The sequence below is a fragment of the Paenibacillus sp. FW104-T2 genome, assembly GCF_058789975.1.
On the sequence record NZ_JBYTCE010000015.1, the window covers coordinates 1 to 24,688 of the forward strand.

General features: G+C 45.9%; 16 protein-coding genes and 1 pseudogene. 10 read left to right on the forward strand and 7 right to left on the reverse strand.

Features of this window, described 5'->3' with window-relative positions; all coding sequences use genetic code 11:
• Positions 1-98 precede the first annotated feature (98 nt).
• The 4 genes from AC3WQ3_RS18675 (at position 99) to AC3WQ3_RS18690 (ending at position 8,711) form a co-directional block, all read left to right on the forward strand.
• Positions 99-845, forward strand: coding sequence for an acetoacetate decarboxylase (locus AC3WQ3_RS18675; RefSeq protein ID WP_492473106.1), 747 nt, complete (start codon positions 99-101; stop codon positions 843-845).
• Between the two features lie 13 nt (positions 846-858).
• Entirely contained in the window at positions 859-1,890 is a 1,032-nt protein-coding gene (locus tag AC3WQ3_RS18680) for a ketopantoate reductase family protein (RefSeq protein ID WP_492473107.1), read from the forward strand.
• Between the two features lie 228 nt (positions 1,891-2,118).
• The gene (locus AC3WQ3_RS18685; RefSeq protein WP_492473108.1) at positions 2,119-8,211 is read left to right on the forward strand and encodes an S-layer homology domain-containing protein; all 6,093 of its coding nucleotides are present in this window, start codon (positions 2,119-2,121) and stop codon (positions 8,209-8,211) included.
• A gap of 311 nt (positions 8,212-8,522) precedes the next feature.
• Positions 8,523-8,711, forward strand: coding sequence for a hypothetical protein (locus AC3WQ3_RS18690; protein ID WP_095286610.1), 189 nt, complete (start codon positions 8,523-8,525; stop codon positions 8,709-8,711).
• A gap of 105 nt (positions 8,712-8,816) precedes the next feature.
• On the opposite strand, the gene AC3WQ3_RS18695 is transcribed toward AC3WQ3_RS18690, so the two are convergent.
• Positions 8,817-10,175, reverse strand: coding sequence for an alkaline phosphatase (locus tag AC3WQ3_RS18695; protein WP_473828644.1), 1,359 nt, complete (start codon positions 10,173-10,175; stop codon positions 8,817-8,819).
• 287 nt (positions 10,176-10,462) lie between these two features.
• Between AC3WQ3_RS18695 and AC3WQ3_RS18700 the strand changes: the two genes are divergently transcribed.
• Positions 10,463-10,861: a YkvA family protein gene (locus tag AC3WQ3_RS18700; RefSeq protein ID WP_336781843.1), complete on the forward strand. Its 399-nt coding sequence runs from the start codon at positions 10,463-10,465 to the stop codon at positions 10,859-10,861.
• 72 nt (positions 10,862-10,933) lie between these two features.
• Here AC3WQ3_RS18700 and AC3WQ3_RS18705 read toward each other — a convergent pair whose 3' ends face one another.
• Positions 10,934-11,311: a MerR family transcriptional regulator gene (locus tag AC3WQ3_RS18705; protein ID WP_095286613.1), complete on the reverse strand. Its 378-nt coding sequence runs from the start codon at positions 11,309-11,311 to the stop codon at positions 10,934-10,936.
• A 134-nt stretch (positions 11,312-11,445) separates the two neighbouring features.
• Between AC3WQ3_RS18705 and AC3WQ3_RS18710 the strand changes: the two genes are divergently transcribed.
• Positions 11,446-12,417 (forward strand): aldo/keto reductase family protein, encoded by a 972-nt coding sequence (locus tag AC3WQ3_RS18710; RefSeq protein ID WP_471771509.1) that lies wholly within the window; start codon positions 11,446-11,448, stop codon positions 12,415-12,417.
• A gap of 201 nt (positions 12,418-12,618) precedes the next feature.
• Here AC3WQ3_RS18710 and AC3WQ3_RS18715 read toward each other — a convergent pair whose 3' ends face one another.
• Both AC3WQ3_RS18715 and AC3WQ3_RS18720 read right to left on the reverse strand, forming a co-directional pair.
• Entirely contained in the window at positions 12,619-14,373 is a 1,755-nt protein-coding gene (locus AC3WQ3_RS18715) for a sensor histidine kinase (protein ID WP_492473109.1), read from the reverse strand.
• A 41-nt stretch (positions 14,374-14,414) separates the two neighbouring features.
• Positions 14,415-15,143, reverse strand: coding sequence for a response regulator transcription factor (locus AC3WQ3_RS18720; RefSeq protein WP_492473110.1), 729 nt, complete (start codon positions 15,141-15,143; stop codon positions 14,415-14,417).
• 158 nt (positions 15,144-15,301) lie between these two features.
• On the opposite strand from AC3WQ3_RS18720, the gene AC3WQ3_RS18725 reads away from it, so the two are divergent.
• Positions 15,302-16,570, forward strand: a complete 1,269-nt coding sequence (locus AC3WQ3_RS18725; RefSeq protein ID WP_336782065.1) for a DUF418 domain-containing protein — start codon at positions 15,302-15,304, stop codon at positions 16,568-16,570.
• Positions 16,571-16,674: 104 nt separating this feature from the next.
• On the forward strand, positions 16,675-17,208 hold the full coding sequence (locus AC3WQ3_RS18730; RefSeq protein ID WP_336781837.1) for a hypothetical protein: 534 nt from the start codon (positions 16,675-16,677) through the stop codon (positions 17,206-17,208).
• 115 nt (positions 17,209-17,323) lie between these two features.
• On the opposite strand, the gene AC3WQ3_RS18735 is transcribed toward AC3WQ3_RS18730, so the two are convergent.
• A complete protein-coding gene (locus AC3WQ3_RS18735; protein ID WP_492473111.1) occupies positions 17,324-17,779 on the reverse strand; it encodes a CBO0543 family protein in 456 nt (151 codons plus the stop codon).
• Between the two features lie 436 nt (positions 17,780-18,215).
• Between AC3WQ3_RS18735 and AC3WQ3_RS18740 the strand changes: the two are divergent.
• Both AC3WQ3_RS18740 and map read left to right on the forward strand, forming a co-directional pair.
• Positions 18,216-18,419: pseudogene (locus AC3WQ3_RS18740) on the forward strand (VOC family protein); the annotation flags it as partial.
• Between the two features lie 101 nt (positions 18,420-18,520).
• Positions 18,521-19,261 carry a type I methionyl aminopeptidase gene (gene map, locus AC3WQ3_RS18745; RefSeq protein ID WP_492473113.1) on the forward strand — a complete coding sequence of 247 codons (741 nt, stop codon included), beginning with the start codon at positions 18,521-18,523 and terminating at the stop codon, positions 19,259-19,261.
• Positions 19,262-19,410: 149 nt separating this feature from the next.
• On the opposite strand, the gene AC3WQ3_RS18750 is transcribed toward map, so the two are convergent.
• The gene (locus AC3WQ3_RS18750) at positions 19,411-20,628 is read right to left on the reverse strand and encodes an NAD(P)/FAD-dependent oxidoreductase (RefSeq protein WP_492473114.1); all 1,218 of its coding nucleotides are present in this window, start codon (positions 20,626-20,628) and stop codon (positions 19,411-19,413) included.
• Positions 20,629-20,855: 227 nt separating this feature from the next.
• A complete protein-coding gene (locus tag AC3WQ3_RS18755; RefSeq protein ID WP_492473115.1) occupies positions 20,856-24,461 on the reverse strand; it encodes a chitobiase/beta-hexosaminidase C-terminal domain-containing protein in 3,606 nt (1,201 codons plus the stop codon).
• Positions 24,462-24,688: the final 227 nt, after the last annotated feature.

The window sequence follows — 24,688 nt, forward strand, 5'->3', positions numbered from 1 at the left end:
ATATAGTACTTATTATGTTTTATATTAAATTTAAATATTAATGTAGAATTTTATTTGTGAGAGAGATAAAAACATAACATAAAAGGTAGGTGTCCTTCATGAAAATCGATGTGAATAACATAGCCAAAAATCTGAATACACCCCTAACGGCACCGGCTTACCCCATGCCACCCTATAAATTTGTGAATCGGGAATACTTAAATATTATTTATCGAACGGATGAAAAAGCTCTGCGGGCAGCGGTACCTGAACCACTGGAAATTACTGAACCGCTGGTTAAATTTGAAGTGATGTGGATGCCGGATGTCTCCGGATTAGGTGCATATACCGAAGCTGGGCAGGTTATCCCTGTGCGATTCAATGGTGAGGATGGTGACTATGTGCATTCCATGTACGTGGATAACTTTCCTGCGATTGCAAGTGGCAGAGAGCTCACGGCGTATCCCAAAAAGTTAGGTGCACCAAAACTATATATTGATTCAGATACACTTGTGGGTACGCTTGATTACGGAACGCTTCGTGTTGCAACTGCAACGATGGGATATAAGAATGTTCCGATGGATAAGGAACTCGCCAGAGATGAAATCTGCCGGCCTAACTTTATGATGAAAATTGCTACGGATTACAGTGGGAATTTAAGAATATGTGATTTGATTCGAACCCAAATTACGGATATCGAAGTGAAGGAAGCATGGACGGGACCAGCACGGCTTCAGCTTTTTGAACATGCACTCGCACCCCTTGCCGACTTGCCTGTATTGGAAGTTGTTTCAGTTTCACATATCCTGACAGACCTTACCTTAAACGCAGCACAGCCTGTATATAACTATCTTGAGCAGAAATAAGGAGGAAATTACAATGAGAATTGCAATACTAGGAGCAGGCTCTTTAGGAACCATCGTAGGAGCATACCTGGCGAATGGCGGCATGGATGTGGAGTTAATTGATGCATATCAGGAGCATGTCGATGCCTTGAATCAAACGGGAGCTAAAGTGGTCGGTACAACGGAGTTTCATGCAAAAGTTAAAGCCATCACTCCTGACCAAAAATCAGGGACATATGATCTTGTGCTGCTATTGACCAAACAATTATCCAACGGTACCATCCTTCGGGAATTGCTTCCGTTCTTACATGAAAAGAGTATCGTGTGTTCCTTACAAAATGGGATTCCTGAAGAAAACGTGGCTTCCATTGTTGGTGCAGGGCGCGTTATTGCGGGGTCCGTTGAGTTTGGCGCCACGTTCATGGAACCAGGTGTATCAAGCCTTACAACGGAGTACGCCCAATTCAAAAAGTATGCTTTTCAGATTGGCGAATTAAATGGAGAAACGTCCGATCGCATTCAGCGTGTAAAATCGGTTTTGGACCTGGTAGGTGGAACACACATTTCCGACAACTTAGTTGGTACCAAATGGTCCAAGCTGCTGATCAATAATGCGTTCAGTGGTCTGTCGGCGGCATTGAACGGAGAATACGGAGACATTCTGGATGATGAAGTTGGTATTGTGAGTGCCGTTCATATCGCTGACGAAACGATCAAGGTCGGACATGCGAATGGGATTGAATTTGTCAAAATGAACGGATTCGATATCGCCTCCCTTGAACTCAAAAGTGAACAAGACATTCCTGAGAGAATTAAAACGTTAAAATATGTAATGGAACCTTCCCGGCTGCTCAAAGCAAGCATGCTACAAGATCTGGAGAAAAAACGCAAAACCGAGATTGATTACATTAATGGAGTCGTTTCGAGCAAAGCGGAAGGTACAGGAATTGCGACACCGTATAACGACTTGGTTGTTAAGCTGGTCCAATCTGCTGAAGAGACACAAACGGTTCCTGATTTTCAGACGAATATTGTAGAATTTAAACATCTGGTAGAAGGACGTTAATGCGTTGATATAAATTCCTAGCTAATAGAGATTAGATTTCCATGAAAAGCCGCGATTCGCGGCTTTTTTTGTTGGGTCTGTTCAACTCTAGTTAATCGAGAAAGAGTACTATCGTTAACTTTCCATTTACGTAGGGAGCGCACTCTCCTAACAAATCCCACTTATGATAAAACAATGTTTGTCAAAGTGGAGCAAGCAAAAATGGAATAAAAGGAGATGCGGGTTAAATTGAACAGAAGAAGGATTCTTCAGCGAAGTATTGCAATCGCTTTATTAAGCAGCATGATCTTGACAACCGGGATGCCTCTCACATCACTGCCAGCAGTTTATGCAGAAAGCCTGCCGCAGGGAGACAGCCATGAACAGACACAAGTCACTCAAGCTGTAAACGTTCAGGTAGACCACACCCCGGCGGATTGGATTAACGAAATGCAGGATTACACGGTTACTGCAACAGTATATGGCACTGACCAGTCATGGACCGGGCGTATCTCTTATTCGGTAGACGGTCAAATGTATGCTCCGGTGGAGCTTGTCCCCTTAGAGCAGAGTCCGGATACCTATGTGGGGAACATTCCTAGTGAGAATTTGACCGGCCGTGAGTTAGAATATGCCATTGACATCATGAATGAGGAAGGAAAAATCATTCAATCGACAGGATACTCGGCGGCCATTCGACCTTCCATGTCCCACATGCAGCTGTCCACAGGACCAGAGCTGCTGATTACTGAGATGGTACCGGATACGACCAATTTGCCTAACGTCAGCTCTGATGCGTACGAGTTCGTTGAGGTCTACAATAATACAGATCATGACATTAACTTCAAAGATTATTATTTCTTCTACAATAATAAGGATAATTGGAAGACAGAAGAAGATGCGGATATCATCATTCCTGCTCGAAGTCCGGCCGTATTCTGGATTTTGAACGGAAGCAACAACGATCTTACGGCAGAGCAATTCAATGACAATTACGGAACAACCCTAATCGAAGGGGAGCGCTTATTCCGTATTCAGGGCGGAGGTGGTATGGCGAACGGAAGCGCCAGGTCACTTGTGATTAAAAATCAAATGAGCGAAAGTATTGTTGCCGCAGCTTATGAACCGGCTCAGGTTAAAGCGAATATGGGGATCTTTTTCAAGCATCCGGCTGCCGGAAACATGCAGATGAGCGTCTTGGAGAATTCCGGGAAAGTTGCTGCCACACCAGGAGTCATTGATCCTGAACAAACCGTTCCGCCTGTTGTGGATGAAGGATCACAAACCGAAATTGTGCATACGGTCCCAACTGCTGCCTTGGCCATTCAGGATTTTGAGGTGAAAGCGCAGATTATAAACCTGGGGACAAATGCGGATGGAACCAAACCTTCGGTCAAGCTGTTATACAAAACGCCTTCCCAACAGAGATTCACCGTCATCACCATGACTAATGTAAATGACACAGACGAGTATACCGCAACGATTCCGGCGTCTGTACTTACAGAGCCTGAGCTGCAATACCGGATACAAGCAGGTAATCTGGACAAGCCATATTCTGCAGAGGTTCAATGGGATGCATTCGATCCGTCCAAAGCACCAACGCTGCTTATTACTGAGCTTGTGCCGAATACGGCGAACGTACCGGGGACGTCCACGGATGCCTATGAGTATATCGAGGTATATAACAATACGGACCAACCGGTTAATTTTAAAAACTACAGCCTGTACTATCGTTATCCTGATAAAGGACCAAGTGCCGACGTGGAATGGGGAGTCGTTAATCCGGATTTTGTTATTCCAGCGCAGCAATCGGTTGTATTTTGGATTAAAAATAGCTTAAACACGGCCTATACCGTGGAGGAATTCAACCAATTTTACCAAACCCATCTACTCCCAAATGTTACACTGCAATCGATCCAGAGTGATGGTATGGCGAATTCCGGACGCAGAGCGCTCGTGATCAAAACGAATACGGGCAAGGAAATATCCTCTGCCTATTACGATGCTGATCAGACTTATGAAAATGGAACCAAAAGTGATGAAACGAAGGAAGACAGGGCGATCACTTACGCCTACCCTGTAAATGGCAGCACAATGATGATCAAATCAAGTTCGGGTGTGCAATCTCCATCGCCAGGCGGTATCACGCCGGAGCAGGTTCCTGCCGTACCTGTTCATGTGGAGGCGGACGCAGTCCCGCCAACGGTTCAGGACATGACAAACATGACAGAAGTTGACCAATCCGAGGGATTGGAACTCATCGTCGATGCCAGAGATAACCGCGAAGTGACGTCTGTGGAAGTATTCGTCCGCTCTGACAAACAGGCTGAATTCACGGCGCATCGTTTGACGGAAGATTACGATGACACGATGTACCATTATAAAATGACATCAGCTGATCTCATCGGACGCAAAACCATTGAGTATTACTTTGTCGCTTCTGATGGCATTAACGAAACGAGAACGGAAACGACCAGCATATCCGTGACCGGTGGAGTAGGCGATGAACCGCTTCGCCTGAATGTTAAAGATGAGGATATCATTCAAGGTGTCCATACAATTAAAGGAACCTCGCAAACGGAGGGTATGGATGCTCGCCTTACCATCGACGGCATAGCTTTACCCGAAGGTGAAACCTTCGCTGCGCTTGAACATGATGCATACTTCGTATTCGAAGCAGTTAACGTCGATTATTATTTCAAAAATGCAGTAACGATGGGTCCGTCGGAACTGGGGGACGAATCGATTCTCTATACGTTTATGAACCCAATTACAAGCTATACGACATTATCCTTTCCTATTGATTCGGAACGTTTGCTTCAGGGGGATAATGTGATCTACATCCGGGCAGGTTCCAAAACCTCGCCGTTTGATCAGCGACCGGAGGAGAACAAAGATGACTTTGAAGTCAAAAACGTTCGCTTGCTTTTGGCTGATGGGACTGAAATATGGGATCCGGCCTACGCTGAAAAAGAAAAACAGATTAAAATGGGTGATTCTGCCGGGAAAAGCGAATCAATCGGCTTCCATTTTGAGCTGAAACCGGAACATCTTACGGCTAAAGCCTATGAATGGGACACCACCCGCATCAGCGATGGAGCGCATCAAGTCGGTCTAACCGATGGTCAAGAGCAGTTAACGGCCAAAGTCATGGTGGACAATACGGCACCTGACATTAAGCCGACCGTTGAAGATGGTAAGACATATCGTGGAGAATTCGTCATTGATGCCGAAATCGAGGATGCGATAGCTGGCGTGGACAAGGTTAGTGTGAAGCTGGATGACAAAATAATTACTCTTCCGTTAAGAACCTCTTCGGGAGAGATGCAGGGCGGGAAGCATGTCCTGAATATTCAGGCAACCGATAAGGTGGGTAACGCTGCGGAGAGAACGGTAAAGTTTGAAGTACCCGATGAGAACCCGCTACCACCGGAATTGGTGGCGCCTAAGCAAAATCAAACCAATGTTGGCACAGACGCGAACCTGACAGTTAAAGTTCAGGATCCAAGCAAAGACGCCATGAATGTAACCTTTTACAAAGGTTATAAATACGATGCAACCCGAGCCGAGGGTTTTGCAGGATACCTGAATACTTCCGTTACGGAGCCGCCTAGAGAAATGGTTCCTTCCGGAGAAAAGGCCATGAATGCAGAGGATTACAATAAGATTGCTGCGGTAGACGGAACATATCTCGTCAATGATTCGGTTGAGCAGTTTCCTTATCAACGCTTCGAAGTGAAGCTTGATTCAACCGTGAAAAGTACAGATCGTGTTGAAATCGAATGGCAGGGCAAGTCGCTTGAAGGAAGGAAAGTAAGCTTGTATGCCTGGAGCATAAGCGAGCAAAAATGGGATCAGCTGGATCAGATTATTGCCGGTACAGAGGACTTTGAATTAAAGGCTGTGGTACAGGCGGGTGATTATGAAAACGAAGATGTCATTCAGCTTATGGTTCAGGACGAAATAGCGGAAACAGCTGCTGCTGCAGGCAAAAAGCCTACACCGGAATCACAGGACCCGTACGATTTTTCATTTGTTTGGATGTCGGATACGCAGTACTATTCCCAGAGCTATCCACTAATTTATCAAAACATCGTCAACTGGATCGCCGGGCAAAAAGAAAATATGAACATCAAATACGTTATTCATACCGGGGATGTCGTCGATAAGGCAGACCAGGAATACCAGTGGATTGAAGCAGACAAAAACATGAAGGTACTTGAGGATGCTTCGATACCTTATGGAGTATTGGCAGGAAATCACGACGTGGGTCACCAGGATAACGATTATGCGAAGTTCCAGCAGTATTTTGGAGCGAATCGATTCATCAATAATCAGGTATTTAGTGGTTCATACGAGAATAACCGTGGACACTATGATTTGGTTTCGGCGAACGGTAATGATTTTGTCATTGTGTATATGGGATGGGGACTTGGTGAAAAAGAGATTGAATGGATGAACGATATCGTTTCCAAGTACCCGGAACGTAAAGCAATTCTCTGTTTGCATGAGTATTTGCTCGTATCCAATAACCGTTCACCGATTGCGGATCAGATTTTTGAGAAGGTTGTTAAACCGAACAAAAACGTGATTGCTGCTCTTTCCGGGCACTATCACGATGCCGAGCTTAAGGTCGATCAGCTGGATGATAACGGAGATGGCATTCCTGACCGTAACGTCTATCAAATGCTGGCAGATTATCAAGGTGCTCCGGAAGGTGGACTTGGTTATATCCGGCTTATGCAGTTTGACATGGCAAACAACAAGCTCCATATCAAAACGTATTCACCTTATCTGGATGACTACAACTATTACGATCCAGAGATTGAACAAGGCAAAGATGAGTTTAGCCTTGATCTTGGTTTGGCACCAACAACAAAGCGAGTAGCCACGGATTATATCGGGGTTAAAGTTTACACAGATGAGAAGATAGGCTCAAAAACGAACGTAGCGAGTGGACGAGAAGCCTCTGTGGTATGGAAGGGACTCTCTAACGAAAGCTACTATCAATGGTACGCCAAAGCTGAAGACCAGCATAGTGGAAGTGCTCTATCCGATATTTGGGGATTCTCTACAGGGACCTCTGCTCCTGGGGGACAGACTCCGGGTAATGGAGGAGGTTCAGGTAACAGTAATCCGGCAGCTCCAGCAGATAATAATAGTGTGACGAAGCCAGCAGCACCGATCAGCAATGGTCAAATTACGCTTAATCCATCTTCAGATGGTAGTTATCGTGCCGAAGCACAAGCGCTGGAGCAAGCCGCCGGTTCAGCGAGTGGAGGGGAAGTAGTCATTACACTTGCTGGCATACAAGAGCAGAACAAGAACGGGAAGTTTGATGTATACCTACCTGCCAGTGCGGTGAAAAAGGTGAAAGCAGACGGGCTCTCCATAGAGATCTCATCACCTGTATTAAAAGTCACGCTCCCGGCTGGTTCCCTGCCGCAAGAATGGGGAGAGACAGACCATCTGCTGCTGCGTCTCAGTACTGTATATGACAATAATGCGAAGCAGGTATTGGATAACAATCTATTGGAAGAGCAGCATTATTCCCGCACGGAGTTTGTGCAATCGCTTCGTATGTTCTTGATCCAAGGGGAGAACGAGACGGAGGTTACGAAATTCGGCAGTCCGGTCGAGATTAATCGAATCTTGACGGCTGAACAGCAAAAACAGATTCAATCTGAATATGCGGGTATATATCTGCTTGGTCAAGGAATGGAATATCAAGGTGGTCGCTTCGTAGCTGGAACGGTGACTTTTGAGGCGGAGCAGCCAGGCTTGTACGCAATCCTGGAATATCACAAACAATTCAAGGATATGAAGGACTCCTGGGCAGAACGATATGTCCATACGTTGGCTGCAAAACATCTGATTCAGGGGATGGACAAAGAGAACTACGGTCCTGCCTTACAGGTAAGTCGAGGCGACTTCATTACCCTGATCATGCGTGCGGCGGGGTTGAATTCTTCTGAAAAAACCGAGGTTTATGCCGATGTACCAGCGAATGCATATTATGCAGCAGCCGTTGCTCAGGCGACCGAACTTGGTATTGTACAAGGAAATGGTAATCTCTTCAGGCCGAAGGATTCAATCAGCCGCGAGGAGGCAGCCGTGATGCTGATGAAAGCACAGCAATTATTATTTAAGGAGAAGCAGGAATCCACGGTAAAAGGAGTATTCTCTGACCAAAGCCAGGTTTCTGCTTGGGCTCAAGCTGCTGTAGAGCATGTCAATGCTCTTGGACTGATGACAGGCAAAGCGAACCTACGCTTTGATCCGAAAGGTAAAGTCACACGGGCAGAAATGGCCAAAATAGTGTATATGCTGATTCATGAATAAACATCTTGCCATGCATCTCGCACATGTAATTCACACAGAGGAAGTCGCCTGAATGGCGGCTTTTTTTGTTTTATCTGAACAATTATTATTTACCCTCACTCAGTTTCTAGTCGGCGAGCTTTAAAATCAAACTGGTGTTATCCTTATAGATTTAGGTTACAAACGCACGCAGTGTTATTGTCATTTATGGCACGTGTTAATATTGTCCTGATTAGGTTAATACGGTATATTGAAAGTGGTTCATTTCCTATATATAGGAGAATTCATTCATAAGAATCCGCAAAGTAAATGACTAGGAGGAATCAGACTACATGGAAGCAACTGAAAAGAGATGTCATGATTGTGGAGGAAATTCATTTGTACAAGCTTCAGACTTTATCAACCTCCGTCCGGTGGATAAGAAACTAGCGATTGGATCTGAAAAGGTGTATACCGTTTGTCTGAACTGCGGAGAAGTGGTATCGATCAAAGTGAAGAATCCTGAAAAGTTAAACCAATAGTTGAATCATTTCTTATTATTCTCTCATTAGGTATGAAGATAAAGAATAAGCCCTTCTTCGATTCCTGTCGGAAATAGAGAAGGGCTACTGGTGAGAGACAGATTATTATTTATGCTTCTTTAAAATATCGAAAATGATCTCTGCATTATTCGTATTGTCAATCAGGCCGGAGAATCGATGACTTGCCGGACCGTAAGCGTAGACTGGCACGTCGTCTCCCGTATGTCCGCCTGTCGTCCAGCCAGTGAACGAGCGGTTATCAATAATCGCTTCGATGGCATTGTCGATCGTCGTGACATCTGCGTCTTTAGCTGCGGTTTTTACCGATTGAATCTCCTCGGAAGTTAACCCAAGTTTGAGATAGCTCTTAAGTGTTTCTTCCACGGAAGCCCCTTTAGCGATTTGAGCTGCCATGAAATCTGGAGTGCGTGCAGCGGCTTTGATCGGATCCACGAAAAAGTTATATTCTCCGTCTTTCCCGAGCGTAAGTCCACCAGTGGAATGGTCAGCCGTTGCTACGACAAGTGTCTCTCCATCTTCTTTGGCAAAATCAATAGCCGCCTCGAATGCTGCAGCAAAATCCTCCATTTCGCTCATAGCCCCAACGATGTCATTATCATGACCCGCCCAGTCGATCTGGCTTCCTTCAACCATAAGGAAAAACCCATTTTCGTTTGAGCTCAGGCGGTCAATAGCTGTATTGGTCATCTCGGCCAGCGAAGGCGTTTCGCTAGTACGGTCAATCAACTTGTCCATACCTCCGTCAGCAAATAGTCCGAGAATCTGTTTATTTGTATCCTTGAGAAGGGCACTGCGATCAGTCACGTAGCTAAAACCGGCTTTTTGAAACTCGTTCGTCAAGTCACGATCTTCACGTACAAAATTGGTTTTTCCTCCACCTAAAAGTACATCAACTTTGTGCTCTCCATTGATCAATTCATCATAATAATCATCTGCGATTGCATCCATGTTCTTCCGGCTTATATCATGAGCGCCGAAGGCAGCAGGTGTAGCATGAGTGATCTCTGAGGTAGCTACAAGTCCGGTGGACTTTCCATTTTCCTTGGCTTGCTCCAAAACCGTTTTCACTTCAGTATGGTCATTATCAACAGCAATAGCTGCGTTATACGTTTTCACACCAGCAGACATTGCGGTCGCCGCGGAAGCCGAGTCAGTTACGTTTTGTGTCTCGTCATCCGGATAGGTCATTTGAGCGCCCACAAGATAATGATCAAATACCGTTTTCTCCATGATCTTAGTCGAAGGGTCATCCTTCATATAACGGTATGCGGATGTATAAGCCGTTCCCATGCCGTCACCGATGAGGAAGATGATATTCTTGATTTTTTTTGTCTCTACACTAACGGCTTGTACCGCGTGGGCTTGACCGGCAGACAAGACGGTAGAAGCAGCAAAGACCAGGCTGAGTGCAGCTGCAGGTAGTACTTTTTTGGATAATTTCACGTTAATTCCTCCTTTTATTATTAAACATGAACATATGTAGCTTTATTCATTTGTGCGTCAATATGAACATTATCATTCGACTGTAAAAGAAGTCCCAGTCCTCTGTAATCGTTGTGTAAAAAGTTTACAAAAAAAGTGGACCAGCAAGTGCAGACAAGGAATGGAAGGAAGCCCTGTGGATAAATGCTGTGAGTATGATGCCTGAAGTATACTCATAATTTGCTATCAAACCGGAGGTGAATGGTTTATGATCAATTCATTACGATGACAAGCAGCGAGGGCAGAAGATGAAACAAATAAAATGGATCGATAAAGTAAAAGCCATGGCGAGGGAGATTAAACGAAATGTATTCGTCTTGTACCTGGCGTACAAGGATCCTCGGGTATCTTGGTTTGCAAAATTAATTGCTGTCGGCGTAGTAGCTTACGCGTTCAGTCCAATAGACCTGATCCCTGATTTTATACCTGTACTTGGGTATCTTGATGACCTGATTATAGTGCCGCTCGGCATTACAATAGCTTTGAAGCTGATTCCTCAAGAAGTCATCCGGGATTGTAGGGATAAAGCGGAGGAGATCCGAAAGAAAGGTAAACCCACGAATTGGATTACAGGAGGATTGTTTATCCTTGCGTGGATCGTCTTTGCCGTCTGGATTGGTTCGATCTGCTATAAACTTTTCACCTAAATGAAGAGGCCCACCTGAACTAGCAGATTCAGATGGGCCTCTTTCTTATTAGAATATTAAGCAATCGATATGCTATTTAGAGTCGATGTGAAAGATGCCAATTTCGTTATAATGCTCCAGCTTATAGTCAATGGTACCAAGACTGCAGTTCAGCACATCCAGTTGTTTCAGTATATTTTGTCGATGCTGCTCCAGCATAACCTTTCGCTGTTCACTCGTGGAAGAACCCTCAAGGCATAACAGCATAAATGCTTTGATATCCTCCAGGGACATGCCGCTGTCCTTCAGGCAGCGGACTAACTCCAGCCAGCAGATATCCATTTCGGAATATTGGCGGGTGCCGTATTCTGTCTTTTTCAACAAAGGCATTAAACCTGCCCTGTCGTAGAAGCGTAACGTGGAAGGCGGTAATTGGGTGCGTTCCGCGACTTGTTTAATCGTAAATTCCAAGCAAATCTTCCTTTCAAAAAATCGATTGAATGGCTTGACTTAAACCTAAGTTTAACCACTATCCTAAGATTGTTCAATAGAGCGTTTTCAGGAGAAAAGCTCTCATTTTAACATTCATTGAAGGAGTGATTGGGTTGAAGTACAGAAGATTGGGCAGAAGCGGATTGAAAGTAAGCGAAATCGGATTGGGGAGCTGGCTGACCTACGGGTCGGCTACATCGGAGGAAGCTGCGCGTGCCTGCATGCATCAGGCATATGAACTGGGCATTAACTTTTTCGATACATCCAATTCCTATCCCGGTGCGGAGCAGGTAATGGGCAGTACATTGAAGCAGTATCCACGCAGCAGTTACGTACTGGCTACAAAGCTCTTTTTCCCACAAGGACCGGGTCCTAACGATCGTGGATTGTCACGCAAACATATTATGGAGCAGTGCGAAGCGAGTTTAAAGCGATTAGGTACCGATTATATTGATTTGTATCAGTGCCACCGCTTTGATTCCGAAACACCTATTGATGAAACGCTGAGAGCTTTAGATGACTTGCAGGCGCAGGGCAAAATTTTGTATGCGGGTGTCAGCGAATGGACCGCAGCACAGATTGCGGAAGCCTCCGGGATCGGCAAACGCCTGAATCTGCGTCCAATCATATCCAATCAGCCGATTTACAACATGTTTGAACGTTATATCGAGAGAGAAGGTATTATTGAACAATGTGAGCAGGAAGGGCAGGGACTTATCGTATTTTCTCCATTAGCACAAGGTGTGTTGACGGGCAAATACAAACCTGGACAGCAGATTCCAGTAGGAACAAGGGCTTCCAATGATCAAACCAATGGGGTCATCAACAGTTACTTGCGTGAAGACGTGCTCCAATGTACCGTACAGCTGTCTGAACTGGCCAATGAGCTTGGGGCAACGTTATCCCAGTTTGCTTTGGCCTGGATTCTGCGTCAGCCTGCTGTAAGTTCGGCCATCATCGGCTCCAGTAGACCGGCACAAATTGAAGAAAACATCAAAGCAACCGAACTGGAACTTACTTCTGAGATCATCGAACGAACGGAGAAGATTCTATCGTCAATCAGCCATTTTGCACCGCTCAGATAGACAGTGAGAAACTGATTATAAGGTGACAGACGACGTAGAAGATGGAGCGATGAATAACAAACGTATGGGGACTGAAAGTACTTTAGTAGAATTCGGTATACTGCCCATTTAGAAAAAAATGAAGGATGTAAAAGGCCCTGCCGTTTCTCAGCAGGGCCTTTTACATATCGTTTCAAGTAAAAAAGTAGCGTTTCACTTATTTTAGAGATGAGTTTCCGGTTTACTGTTGCAATCGTGAGAAGCAAGTCTAGGGAATGTCAGCTTGATCATCGTACCTTCGCCAATACGTGACTCCACCATGATCGTTCCTTTGTGCGCCGCCACCACTGCGTAAGCGATGCTCATACCAAGTCCCGCACCATCACTTCCCTCGTCGGTGTTGGTCCCTCGGTAATAACGATCGAAGAGACGGGATTGCGTCTCCGCGTCCATACCTACCCCATTGTCACGGACGATAATGAAGGCAAGCTGTCCTTCGCTTATAACGCTCAGTGTGATTTCCGTTCCTGGCGGGTTATGCTTGACAGCGTTGGAGATCAAGTTATCGAGCAAACGTTGGAACCATTTTGGATTGGCTAAAATATGAAGAGAAGCCGGGCTTTCTTCGAAATCGAAAACCACGTTTTGCAACGTTACATCGTTAACATAGCGTAGCACGGCACGTCGAACGAATTCATTAAGTTCAAGCGGCTCCAGCTTTTCACCTGGCGTATGATTTTTCAGTTCAAATGTAAGCGAGAAGTCCTGCAGCAGTTCCAGCATATATGTACTCTTTTCGCGGATTGTGCCTCCAACCTCTCTCAGTTCATCCTCACTCCAGCTGAACTGTCCACTCTCTAGCAGGTGACCGTAACCCTGAACGGTTGTAAGTGGTGTACGTAGATCGTGGGAAATGCCGGTCATCCATTCTTCACGAGATTGCTCGAGACGCAGGCGCTCATTGCGGGCAAAGGCTAATTTATCTGCCATTTCAGAGAAGCCCGCAATGACCTCATGGTACAGCTTATAACGGGCACGAAAACGGCCTTTTCTGCCAAAAATCTTCTTGCGCTCTTTCTCGGTAAAGACCTCCTCGTACTCGCCCCGGCCCATTCGCTCGAAACCCCTCATGAACAATAGCAGAGGACCGCCGTACCGGTAGCCGTGCCAGACAGCAAGACCAAGGGACAGCAATAATATCGCTAAGCCGATGGTAACCAACACGATTAGCATGGTACGTAATATCGGCTGGTTCGTTGATTCTGCTTCCTCTCGTGGTCGCTCAATCAGCCATGTATATTGGGAAGCGGGGTCGTAATGATAAGAGACGTCAATCTTGGATTTGGCTGGTTGCTGGCTCATTTCAATCAGAGCGAAGGCCCCGTATTCCTCATGGCCTGAAGGGAAACCGAAGCTCTGAACGATATGACCGCTCTTGTTTAGAACAACAAGTGAAACTCCGATTGATTTCACTTCATTTTCTAATTTTCTAGCCGCGGAGTCCGTTACCGTTCCATTCTCGGAGTATAGTTTGTACCACTCTTCAAGCTTCGCTCCGTCCACGTCTTTCCGCCCGAGCAGATAGAGATTTCGGTCACCCAGAATCTCTTCGTACAAGGTCGTAACCTGGTATTCATTCAGCCTTCTAGTATCACTGATGCGCAGTAGATCAGCAGCAGAGTACTGCTCCGGCACCTCTTCAGGTACGTTTAGATTATAAACTTCCCGACCACTTTCGTTGACGATCTGGAGCCAATATCCCTTTTGTTCAAGCTGGCTTGGCCAGAAAGAAGGAAGTTCCACGCTGTCGCCTTCGATGGTGGTTTCAATCGCCAGTGAATCCAGCACATCTGAGGGGATGTCGGTCTTCAGCTGTTCGTTACCTATGTGATACATAATGGTGAATAAAGAAATTAATACGATGGCGAGAACCAACAGCCAAATGGTGAAGAACTGGATGGTAAAATGTAACCCCAAACGCCTCTTAAAGCGGCTATGTATCTTTTTGGCTTGCTTTTTCATACGTTGTCGCCCTTCACGAGCTTATATCCGAGACCTCGAACAGTCAAAAGATAACGTGGTGAGCTCGGATCGGGCTCAATGCGTTCGCGTATTTTTCGGACATGAACCATAACCGTATTATCGTCGCCGAGTCCGTCAAAGCCCCAGACTGATTCGTACAATTGGGATTTGGAGAAGACAATGTTTGGATTGCGGCACAGGAACAGTAGCAGTTGGTAGGCTTGAGCAGGGCAGGGCATGTTTTGGTCGCCCACAATCAGCTCGCCTGCCCGTTCATCAAGAATAAATCCGCCGAAATCATATCGTTGACGGGGATCCGCGTTAGGTGTGGCTAACGATTGGACTGTTGATTCGGCAATTCCTCGTCTCAAGCGCGCTTTAATTCGGGCAGCTATCTCCAGGGGATTGAACGGCTTGGTAACATAATCGTCGCCACCTACAGCAAAGCCCGTCAGTCTATCTAGATCGGTCGTTCGAGCCGTCAAATAGATCAGATGTGCGTCAGATTGTGCCCGAATCTGCGGTCCAAGCTCAAAACCAGTGCGGTCAGGCAGCATCACGTCGAGCAGGATAATGTCAGCGCCATATTCAAGTAGAAGACGCATTCCTTCTTCCGCATTGTCTGCTGTATAGATATACTCGAAGCCTTCCTTGCGCAGTACGAACTCGATCATCTGCACGATGGCTTTTTCGTCGTCCACGATTAGAATTTTTGCAGAATTCATTGGAAAATTCCTCCTTGTCTTCATATTGCATTAGTCATTGTACCAGAGAAACCTTAACGGTGCTTAAAGTAAGCAGTTTGTTTTCATTGCTGCGTTAAGGAAATGTTAAGGTAGGCTTTAACGCTCATTTAGGGCAGGGCACTATGCTGTATACAGAGGTGATTGAATTGAGTACATATAAAAAGCGCGTTCAATTAATCGATGGACTGCGCGGATTCAGCCTGGTAGGCATTGTATTGGCGAATATGTTGATTTTTCAATACGGTCTGTTTGGGGAGAGCGAACCGCAACTGTTTGGGATTAAAGGGGCGGACTTGGCTTTTCATTCATTCCTGAATATCACGGTGGTAGGCAGCTTCATGCCAATCTTCGCGTTTATGTTCGGGTTCGGGATGATTAAGCTATCGGAAAGCTTGAAAACAAGGGGACTAAGGCCGAAATGTCATCTAGCCCGCCGTTTTCTGCTTCTATTGATTATCGGGCTGCTGCACTCGACATTTCTGTGGGAAGGGGACATATTGGCATTTTACGGAGTTACTGGTTTCTTACTGTTGATGTTCCTGAACCGGAAGCCAAAAACGTTATTCGTATGGGCCATCATACTACTTACGATTGCAGGGCTTCTTGGTCTCCCGTCTTCTGATTCGTCAGACCCGATGGCTGCTACATCACAGGGCATGATCAACTACATTGTGCAGAGCCAGGATATATACGGTAATGGCAGCTATATGGAGATCAAGGACTTTCGCAATAATGCAGATCCATTTGCGGAAATGGGAACAAATTTCATCTTGCTTGTTATCGTGTTAGCCCCGATCATCACGCTTCCGATGTTTCTGCTCGGCATGCGTTCCGCCAGAATCGGAACATTTGACAATCCACAAGCAATGAGACGTACATATTATCGCCGCACAGCGGTCCTTGTGCCGGTGGGACTGTTACTTAAAGCATATGGCGTATTAGCCCCGCAACTGGGTGCAGCAAGCTGGCTTGGTACCGGTATTGGATCAACACTCGGAGGTATGCTGCTTGCACTGGGCTACATTTACGCTTTTGCACTCCTGTATACGGGAAACCACCGTTCTGCTTTAATAGCAAGGTTTGAAGCGGTTGGCCGTCTCTCGCTCACGAATTATCTAATGCAAAGTGTAATATGTACGTCGATTTTCTATGGATATGGACTTGGACTGTTTGGCCATGCTGGCGTGTTCGTTGGGGCGCTGATCGCCGTTGCTGTTTATTGTATTCAGTTGTGGTTTAGCCCAATTTATCTCAAGATGTTCCGGAGTGGCCCCCTGGAATACATTTTGCGTATCTGGACGTATCTGTCCTGGAGAGGGCAGCCGAAAAAGAAGAGGCGAAAACCACGGAATACGATAGAAGGGGAGGCAAACTCGCTTAAACCTGAACAAGGATATACAGGTTGATCTTGCTTCACGTTGAGAATACCTTACATATGCCCCATTCGCACAGGCAAGCAGTCCATTTATTGCGTAAACTACAGGAGATTCAGTAGAGCGAGGTGAATTTTATGGCTAAAATCAACGATATACGCCTAAAGGCAAAGCGATATAAAGCCAAACCCGTCTGCGTGACTCTTCATAATGGTGAAACATACATTGGTTATATCGCTGAAGTGAATAACGGTGGAGTGGTGCTAACTGGTGGAGGAACCGTATTGGGCACACCGATACCAGGAGACAGCTCCCATCGTTCCAACCGGAACCGAAAGGCTGTTTCAGGCAGTAAGGGAGGCTCCTCTCACAAAAGAAAACAGGGCAAAGGCACACGTAAGCCGTCTACGCGTTCGCGCCAAATGTCGCAAGCGCAGGTTTCGTCCTTTCTGCCCCTGATGGGTTCCTTGTTTGGTGGGCTCGGTGGCGGGGCTGCAGCTGGAGGTGCTGGAGGATTACTTGGCGGCGGGATGCGGCTATTCGGCATGATTCAGCAATTCGTACCCGTCGTGAAAATGGGCTACGGTATGATCAAGTCCATCAAGCCGTTCATGGGTGCTGTCCAAGGTCTAATGGCCGGGCCGAGTCAGGCCGAACAGGAAGAAGCATAATCAACTCAAAGCCCCTTAGACAGATGTAAGGGGCTTTTCCTTTTTGACATAGAGGATTGGTGTTCCGGGTGACAAGAAATCAGAAATGACGATGGCTGACATGTAAAATCTCTTCTTATAGTTCTGAATGTATGAACTGCTTTCTGAAAAGAAGACCGTAAACGTATGCTAAAACTAAAGGCAGAAGGTAGGAAACGGCAGTCCAGTAGATGTTCCATCCATTGAAGTACACTACTCGGCCCATTTCTTTGGCCAGCCATTCAATGAGGGTAAGAACCACGGATGTAATGACTATGGCGAGCCAGGGTTTTTTGCCTTTTTTGATAATGGCATACATCATAAAACATCCTGAGATCGGGTAGATGCCCAGATCCATTGGAAGAGCGGTATAGGACTGATTATTGGAGTTAGGGAGTATGTTCCAGAAAAAGTTGAAACCCACACTGTTGATGCAAGCAGAGACGGCTACGCCCAACGGATAAAAAACGAGAAGAATTTTGGGCTGTCTCCGTAAAATCCTTCCACCAATTAGAACAGGAATCACAAAACCAATAATAATATTTCCCAACATGTTGATCATTCCTCCGGTTCAACGACCATTAGCACAAAGCCAGTTTATCCATTAGTTTCTCTTATTTTTATCCTCAAGTAGGGTATTAAGCTTCTGGTTTAATATTGTTAATTTTTTATCATAATGCTTATATGTAATAAACCCGATTACGGCTTTAACTGCAAAAAATAATATTGCCGCAATAACAATCAGTACGTAATTATGTGCGATCTGCTTGAGCCATTCATTTAACCCATTCAATCTCAATCCCCTTCTCTCTGGAAAATACTTTGATTCCTCTTTATAGGATGAACCAATTTGAAGAAATTATGATATTTTTGAATTAAAATCTATATTGAACGGGATAATTAAGATCGCTTCATTGCGTTATTATTAGTAAATGTGTCACAATAGAGGGATCATCGATTTGGAGTCCAACCTGTATGATTCAGTCAATAGTACAGGCAGAGTGTTCTTGTTTCTGAACACCGACGATTTTTGGAGAGATTATAATGAAATAATCTCCAAAGGGATAGAATTTGTTAGAGAGCCTAAAGAACAAGATTATGGGATCGTTGCTGTATTTAAAGATTTATACGGTAATCTGGGGGACCTGTTGGAAATGAACAAGGATCATCCAATTGCCAAGCGCATCATGTAAGTTTATAAAGAGTGATGGGAAACCATTTACTTTGTGTACGTTTTTCGAGAGAATAGCATTAATGAAATGCCCTGATGATAAAAGATAGTGAGGTAGAAAAAATGATTGCAAAGACAGAAGAAGACTTTAATGGTTTGAAGGAAATTGGTAAGATCGTAGCCGCCATACGCGATGAATTGGTACAGCGGACCGTTCCGGGTATAACGACGAAAGAACTCGATGACATAGCCGGAGAGCTTTTTGCCAAAGAAGGGGCCGTGTCAGCTCCAAAAAGTGAATATGATTTTCCGGGGTACACTTGTATCAGTGTTAATGATGAAGTAGCGCATGGGATTCCTGGACAGCGCGTTATTCAGGAAGGTGACATCGTAAACATAGATGTATCCGGCTCCAAGAACAGCTATTTTGCAGATACGGGAATCTCCTTTGTAGTTGGCGAGGGAGACGAAATATTAACCAAAATATGTGACGTTGCAAAAAAAGCATTTGAAGCAGGGCTTAAAAAAGCAAAACCCGGTTCCAAAAAAAGCGGCATTGGAAAAGCAGTGTTTCAAACTGCCAAGCAGCATGAATTAACGGTTATCAAAAATCTTACAGGACATGGTATTGGACGTACAATCCATGAAGCACCCGATCATATTTATAATTACAACGATACATCGGATGATGAATTGCTGAAAGATGGAATGGTTATTGCATTTGAACCGTTTATTTCAACTTCTGAAGAAGAAGTATTCCAAAAAAATGACGGCTGGACCTTTGCCAACAAAAAGAGCTATGTGGCTCAAATCGAACATACGATTATCCTGACCAAAAATGGTCCGATTATTATCACGGAGTAACGGGAACAAGAGCGTTGTCGAAGGTCGATTTCCATTGTGAAATCGGCTTTTTTGTGTCTCAGGTTCTTGTTCCAGGGGAACGAGAACCTGAGCATGTTACTGCAGACCTGTACCCATCCATTTGCCGTGAAGGTCGTTTTTATCTTGGATTACCTGGAAATAAGCGGTCTGGTTTGCAGGTAGATATCGAGATCCGAACTCGATCCAGTAAGAATCTGATCCGAAACAATTTTGGCCAGGACACCGTTATACACCGTTCCGTTATCTCCGTATGCCATCAAAATATAGCAGTGGGGATATGTCTCGTATTGGCCGAGGACAGGCAATCCGTCATGCGTGCCTCCGTAGAAGGCGCCCAGGTAGTATTCAGGCTCGGCAGGAATGTCAGGAAATAGCTTGTTAAACTCTTGAATGAGCTTGTCCTTGCTCGCCAGAATTTTTGAATCTCGGGTTGAAGCGAAGGAAGTATCCTTATCCATTCCTCCGATAATAACCCGATTGTCCGGGGTTGTACGCATATACACATATGGGCGTGCAGTTTCCCAGATCAATGTTCGTTTGTGCCAGCTTGAAAAATCATTAATAGGCTTCGTAATGACGGCATAGGAGCTTGCCAGCGTAGCATTCTTTTCGGATTTAAAATCACTATCTTCATACCCGGCTGCAATAATTACATGTTTGGCTCGGATTTCGCGACGTTCCTTGGTGTAGAAGACAGCATAATCCTGTTCGAATCGTCTGCCTGTTATCTCCGTGTTCTCATAGATCTTTCCTCCCTGAATTTTTACTTTCTCAAGAAGTCCATATACGAATTTTAAAGGGTTCATCTCGGCATCGTCGTGATAGTACAGCGCTGCCTTTTTCCGGAATGGGTAAGAGCCGGATATGTGCTCTTCATTCCACAGATCTACCTTGAATCCGTACTTCTGTAGAAGGGCATATTCTTCATTCAAAGCGGAAACATCCTCTTCATAGCTTGCGTAATAGAGGCTATCACGTCTTATAAAATCAGGATTGATGGGTAATTGACTGCTTACTTGCTCGATATGATTAATAGACTCTTCACATAGCTTCAGATGACGAGAGGCTATTTCTTCACCAAAGGAATGGCTGAGCGATACAAAACTCTTCTCACCTGCATATTGAATCAAAGCCGTATTGGTGCTGGTACTGCCTTCTCCAACCTTTCTCTTGTCGACGATAACGACAGATACACCTTGGTCACAAAGGAAATTTGCACACTGAGCTCCGGAGCTGCCAGCCCCGATAATGAGCACATCGCAGGATATGTCCTCCTCCAACCTAGGGTAAGAGGGGGGATTAGCTATTGTTGTCGGCCAGTATAATTTACCGCTCTGCAGATCCATTCGAGTCTCTCCCTTATATATATTCGGTACGTAGTATGGGCAAATCACGGGAACTCGATGCAGGATTCAGACCAATAAGCAGCGATTCCTGTATTCATCGAAAATAATATCGAAAATGATGAAGAGAGGACAGGCTTTTTTGCCTGTCCTCTCTTCATATAGTTGTAGATTAATGGGCAGTCACTTTTTATAGGATCATACAGGTGCGTTTCTGCTTGATTTACCTTTTAAGGATTAGGTGTAATCACGATATCATCGATAAATGCCGTATTGTCGCCGGTACCTGAAGTTCCCACAAACCGGATTTGGTGTTTCCCCGGCTTCGTGATTTGGAAGGGATTGCTGGTGTAAGCAGTGTAAGATCCGCTTCCAGGTGTAAACGAACCGATCGACTGATCATCCAGATAGACATCAAAGGACTGTTGTCCACCAAAGCTGGTCCGCTTGGCTGCCTGAAACTGAATGACATAGCTGCCCGCAGGGAAGATCAGGGATTGGCTGAATTCACCCTGCTTACCATTTAGGGTTTGCAAATACGCGGCCTGCGTTCCTTCGGGTGCGTCAGAGGCGCCAAACACGCTGCCATTGCGAATTCTGCCCGCGTTATTCTTGAAGCTCCAGCCCTCACCGCTGCCCACGGATACACCATTCTGAGAAGAGATAGCCGGATGTTCAAAACCGTTATTTTGCAAAACTGCATGATCCGGTACATCAACTTTCTCTACGGTGATCTGATCGATAAAGGTTGCATGGGTGCCTGTTCCCGCTGCGGTAAAGGTGATCGTATGCGAGCCATTGGCAACGGTAAACCAGTCGGTTGTGAAGGATTGGTATGCACTGCTGGATGGAGTAATGGTACCAACCGTCTGACCGCCCACTTGAATTTGCACGGGCTGAGGTTGCTCAGCTGTCTGTGCAGCAGCTTTTAGGTTTAAGACGTAACTTCCTGCCGGGAACGTTACGGACTGATGAAGTGAACCTTGCACACCATCCTGGCTTCGAACAAAAGCAGCTTGCAGCCCGGCGGGTGCAGTCATGGAGGTCATGCTGCTGCCATTTCGCAGGATACCTGACTGATCATTAAAACTCCAATCCGCGGTAATCCCGGTCACCACACCTGTCGGATGAGTAACCGCAGGTGACTCAAAGCTTGAATTTCCGATAAAGGGGTCCTGAGGGGTAAGTGGCAGTGTAATTCTAACGTCATCGATAAAGGCAGTGTTGTCCCCTTGAGTTGTAGTCGCCACAAATTTGATTGTATGTTTTCCACCAGTTGTCTCGAAGGCATCTGTTCTGAACGTTTCGAAGCTGCCGGACTCGGGCTGATATGAGCCTATTACCTGATCATCAAAATAAACATCAAAGGATTGGGTGCCCCCAAAACTGGTCCGTTTAGCTGCCTTAAATGACATTTGATATGTTCCTGGCTTGAAATGGATGGATTGACTTAGCGTGCCCGATACACCGCCATCCGTTTTCAGATAGCCTGTCTGTACCCCTTGAGGCGCGGCAGGGGCCTGAAATGGACCATTATTGTGCTGCACACCGGAGTGGCTGTCGAACACCCATCCGTTGGTCAAGGGACCCGGCCGGGCTGAAGTGGTGGCCGGTTTCTCAAAGCCAGCATTAAAAAAAGTAACCACGGGAAGTTCATCCGGAATTTCAGGGTTTACATAGCAGCGTTTGTTTACACCTGGAATGGGATCTCCCAGAATGGCGCTTGTGCAGGCCACACCGTCTTCCTGAATGGAATAATTAAATAACCCATCTGCGCCGTACGCAACAACGGCTTTCCCCTGAAAATAACATTCACCGCCATTTTCAACCATGCAGAGTTTGTAACCGTCAGGTGAACTGCTGATCTGTCCGATTTGATAAAGGGAGGATACGGTGCCCGAAGGCTGCATACCCGTTTTGAACGCTTTGACCTTGTAGAGTGCGAGGGAACCTTCGTTCAGAATAATGGGTCTCACGTAAAGGGAGGACTGAGCTGTAGGTTCGCTTCCGTCGGTTGTATAACGGATTTGAGCTCCGCTCGTCGCTGTCTCCAGATAGAGCACTTCGGAGCTCGGGAACACGTGACGGTCTAGGCTAAAGGTGGGAACTTCAACTTTGCCGGCCAGTGACGAAGGCAGGACGCGTACGAGAACGACACCATATGCCGACGGATCGGCCGTACTCATTGCGCGAACTGCAATTAACTTTTCGTCTGTCACTTGGGGTGCTTGATATACGCCGCTAGCGCTGTTAATGGTGCCATTGTTTTGTCCAACGACGCTCCAAGTCACACTTCCGATGTTATCAATGACCTCTGCTTCAAGCGTGATGGAATCCCCCGAGCGGACGGTAGGATTTACGTTATCTAGCTTGACTTGCGTCTCTGCAGGCTGGGTCGTATAAATGATAACATTGTAATCATCGCTCACATTGCTATCTGTTAACATAGCTCCCCCAGGAAAAGTTGCTGTTACAGGAGGAAGGATCGCATTAGGTTCTTGAAGGATATCGTTTTTGTATACCATTTTACGGATCGTGTTGTTTACCGCAGTACTGCCAAAATCCAGGGTAATTTCTTTTTCCGTACCTGCTTTTGCTTCGACGAGCACGGTATAATGGCCATCGTTGTCTCTGAACGCTGCTGCGCGAACGTCGGTTGAGCCGTTCGTATCTACAGCCAAAACTTCACTGTGCTCAGGAATATAGCGGTTCAGCATGCCAGCGATGTAGAATGTTTTGCGAGGGTTCAGCCCCAGGGGCAATGCATCCCACATCGTATACGTACCGTTCGTTCCACCTGTAGGATCATTGGTCCATACCCCATTTAACTGCCACATCAGAGCTGATTTCACACCCATATTGGCTGTCTGAATCACTGAATTCGCATATCCGGCATCCCAGTTGCTGGCGTTGTCGTCTGCCCAGCCAAATTCGGTTAAATGGAGCGGTTTATCCCCCACGTATTCTTTCCGCTGCGCGAAGGCGCTGCCCAGTCCATCGTAGGATTCTCCATAAACGTGAAAGCTGTATCCATCAATGGCGTCATCCGCATGCTCTTTCATGTACTCAATCCAGGCAGGAGCGCCTGTCTCTTCGGGCCCCCAGATTTCGATCAGATCGCGGAGTCCGTCCGCAGTCAGTCTCGCACTTGTTTTATTGACCATCTCGGCGTAATAGGCTTTCTGATCACCGGGAGCTTCAAAGTCCCAACTTCCGTTAGGCTCATTATAAAACGTCAGGTACTTCACATTGTCGTATCCTCGGTTCTGAATCAATTCCTCAAGCAGAGCAGATGCGGAAGCCGCATAAGCATCCAGATCAGCTGGTGCACTTGTCCACGGATCAATTCCCGGTATCGAGAACCAATCGTGTACGGTCGATCCGACTTTCCAGCCGAAGTTCAATTCGACTTCCGTTCCAGCGGTTTTAAAGGCGTCAAGATATTTGTAAAAAGCTTTCATTTTGGCACTGTCCCATGTGTACGTACCTTTCGTAGGCTCCATCCAATCGATCTGGAACCAAACTCTGGCGACCTTGGGTTCAATGGTCTGTATTCGCTTTTTATCCACCTCCCAGTGGGCTTCCGTATACCCGTATTGGGTCTGACCGGGCATGAGTGCTGTTGGAATGGTATTGACTCCAACGCCGAGAAAATCATCCTGAATTACATCATTCGTATCAATCGTTATGGTATGACTGGTGCTGTTCTCATTCTGGCTCTGGTTCTGAACAGCTGCATATGCTTGAGGAGAAACGGGAATTAACGAAGTGAGCATCGTGGTAATGAGGAGCGAAATCCCCCACCTTGAGGTTCGATAACCAGATTTACTTTTCATCTCAGCTCTCCTTTATTGTGGTATACCGCAAGATCGAATGCAGAATACAGGATCTCATGTAGACCGCCTGTGCGCCGATCCGCTTGCGTCACTTAAAATGATAGCGTTTTCAACAAAATACGGATTTGAATTATCGACTGAAACAGTTGAAAAAAAGTCGCTCAGGTTGAACAAAACAAAGCACAGTTGAACGATTTTGCTCGGAAACGGCCTTTACGAAACGAAAT

Bases quoted from the DNA above. Each gene is read 5' to 3' on its own strand.
- AC3WQ3_RS18690 (WP_095286610.1), top strand. From the start codon at position 8,523: ATGGAAGCAACTGAAAAGAGATGTCATGATTGTGGAGGAAATTCATTT.
- AC3WQ3_RS18720 (WP_492473110.1), bottom strand. From the start codon at position 15,143: ATGAATTCTGCAAAAATTCTAATCGTGGACGACGAAAAAGCCATCGTG.
- AC3WQ3_RS18700 (WP_336781843.1), top strand. From the start codon at position 10,463: ATGAAACAAATAAAATGGATCGATAAAGTAAAAGCCATGGCGAGGGAG.
- AC3WQ3_RS18735 (WP_492473111.1), bottom strand. From the start codon at position 17,779: ATGTTGGGAAATATTATTATTGGTTTTGTGATTCCTGTTCTAATTGGT.
- map (WP_492473113.1), top strand. From the start codon at position 18,521: ATGATTGCAAAGACAGAAGAAGACTTTAATGGTTTGAAGGAAATTGGT.
- AC3WQ3_RS18730 (WP_336781837.1), top strand. From the start codon at position 16,675: ATGGCTAAAATCAACGATATACGCCTAAAGGCAAAGCGATATAAAGCC.
- AC3WQ3_RS18750 (WP_492473114.1), bottom strand. From the start codon at position 20,628: ATGGATCTGCAGAGCGGTAAATTATACTGGCCGACAACAATAGCTAAT.
- AC3WQ3_RS18675 (WP_492473106.1), top strand. From the start codon at position 99: ATGAAAATCGATGTGAATAACATAGCCAAAAATCTGAATACACCCCTA.
- AC3WQ3_RS18755 (WP_492473115.1), bottom strand. From the start codon at position 24,461: ATGAAAAGTAAATCTGGTTATCGAACCTCAAGGTGGGGGATTTCGCTC.
- AC3WQ3_RS18680 (WP_492473107.1), top strand. From the start codon at position 859: ATGAGAATTGCAATACTAGGAGCAGGCTCTTTAGGAACCATCGTAGGA.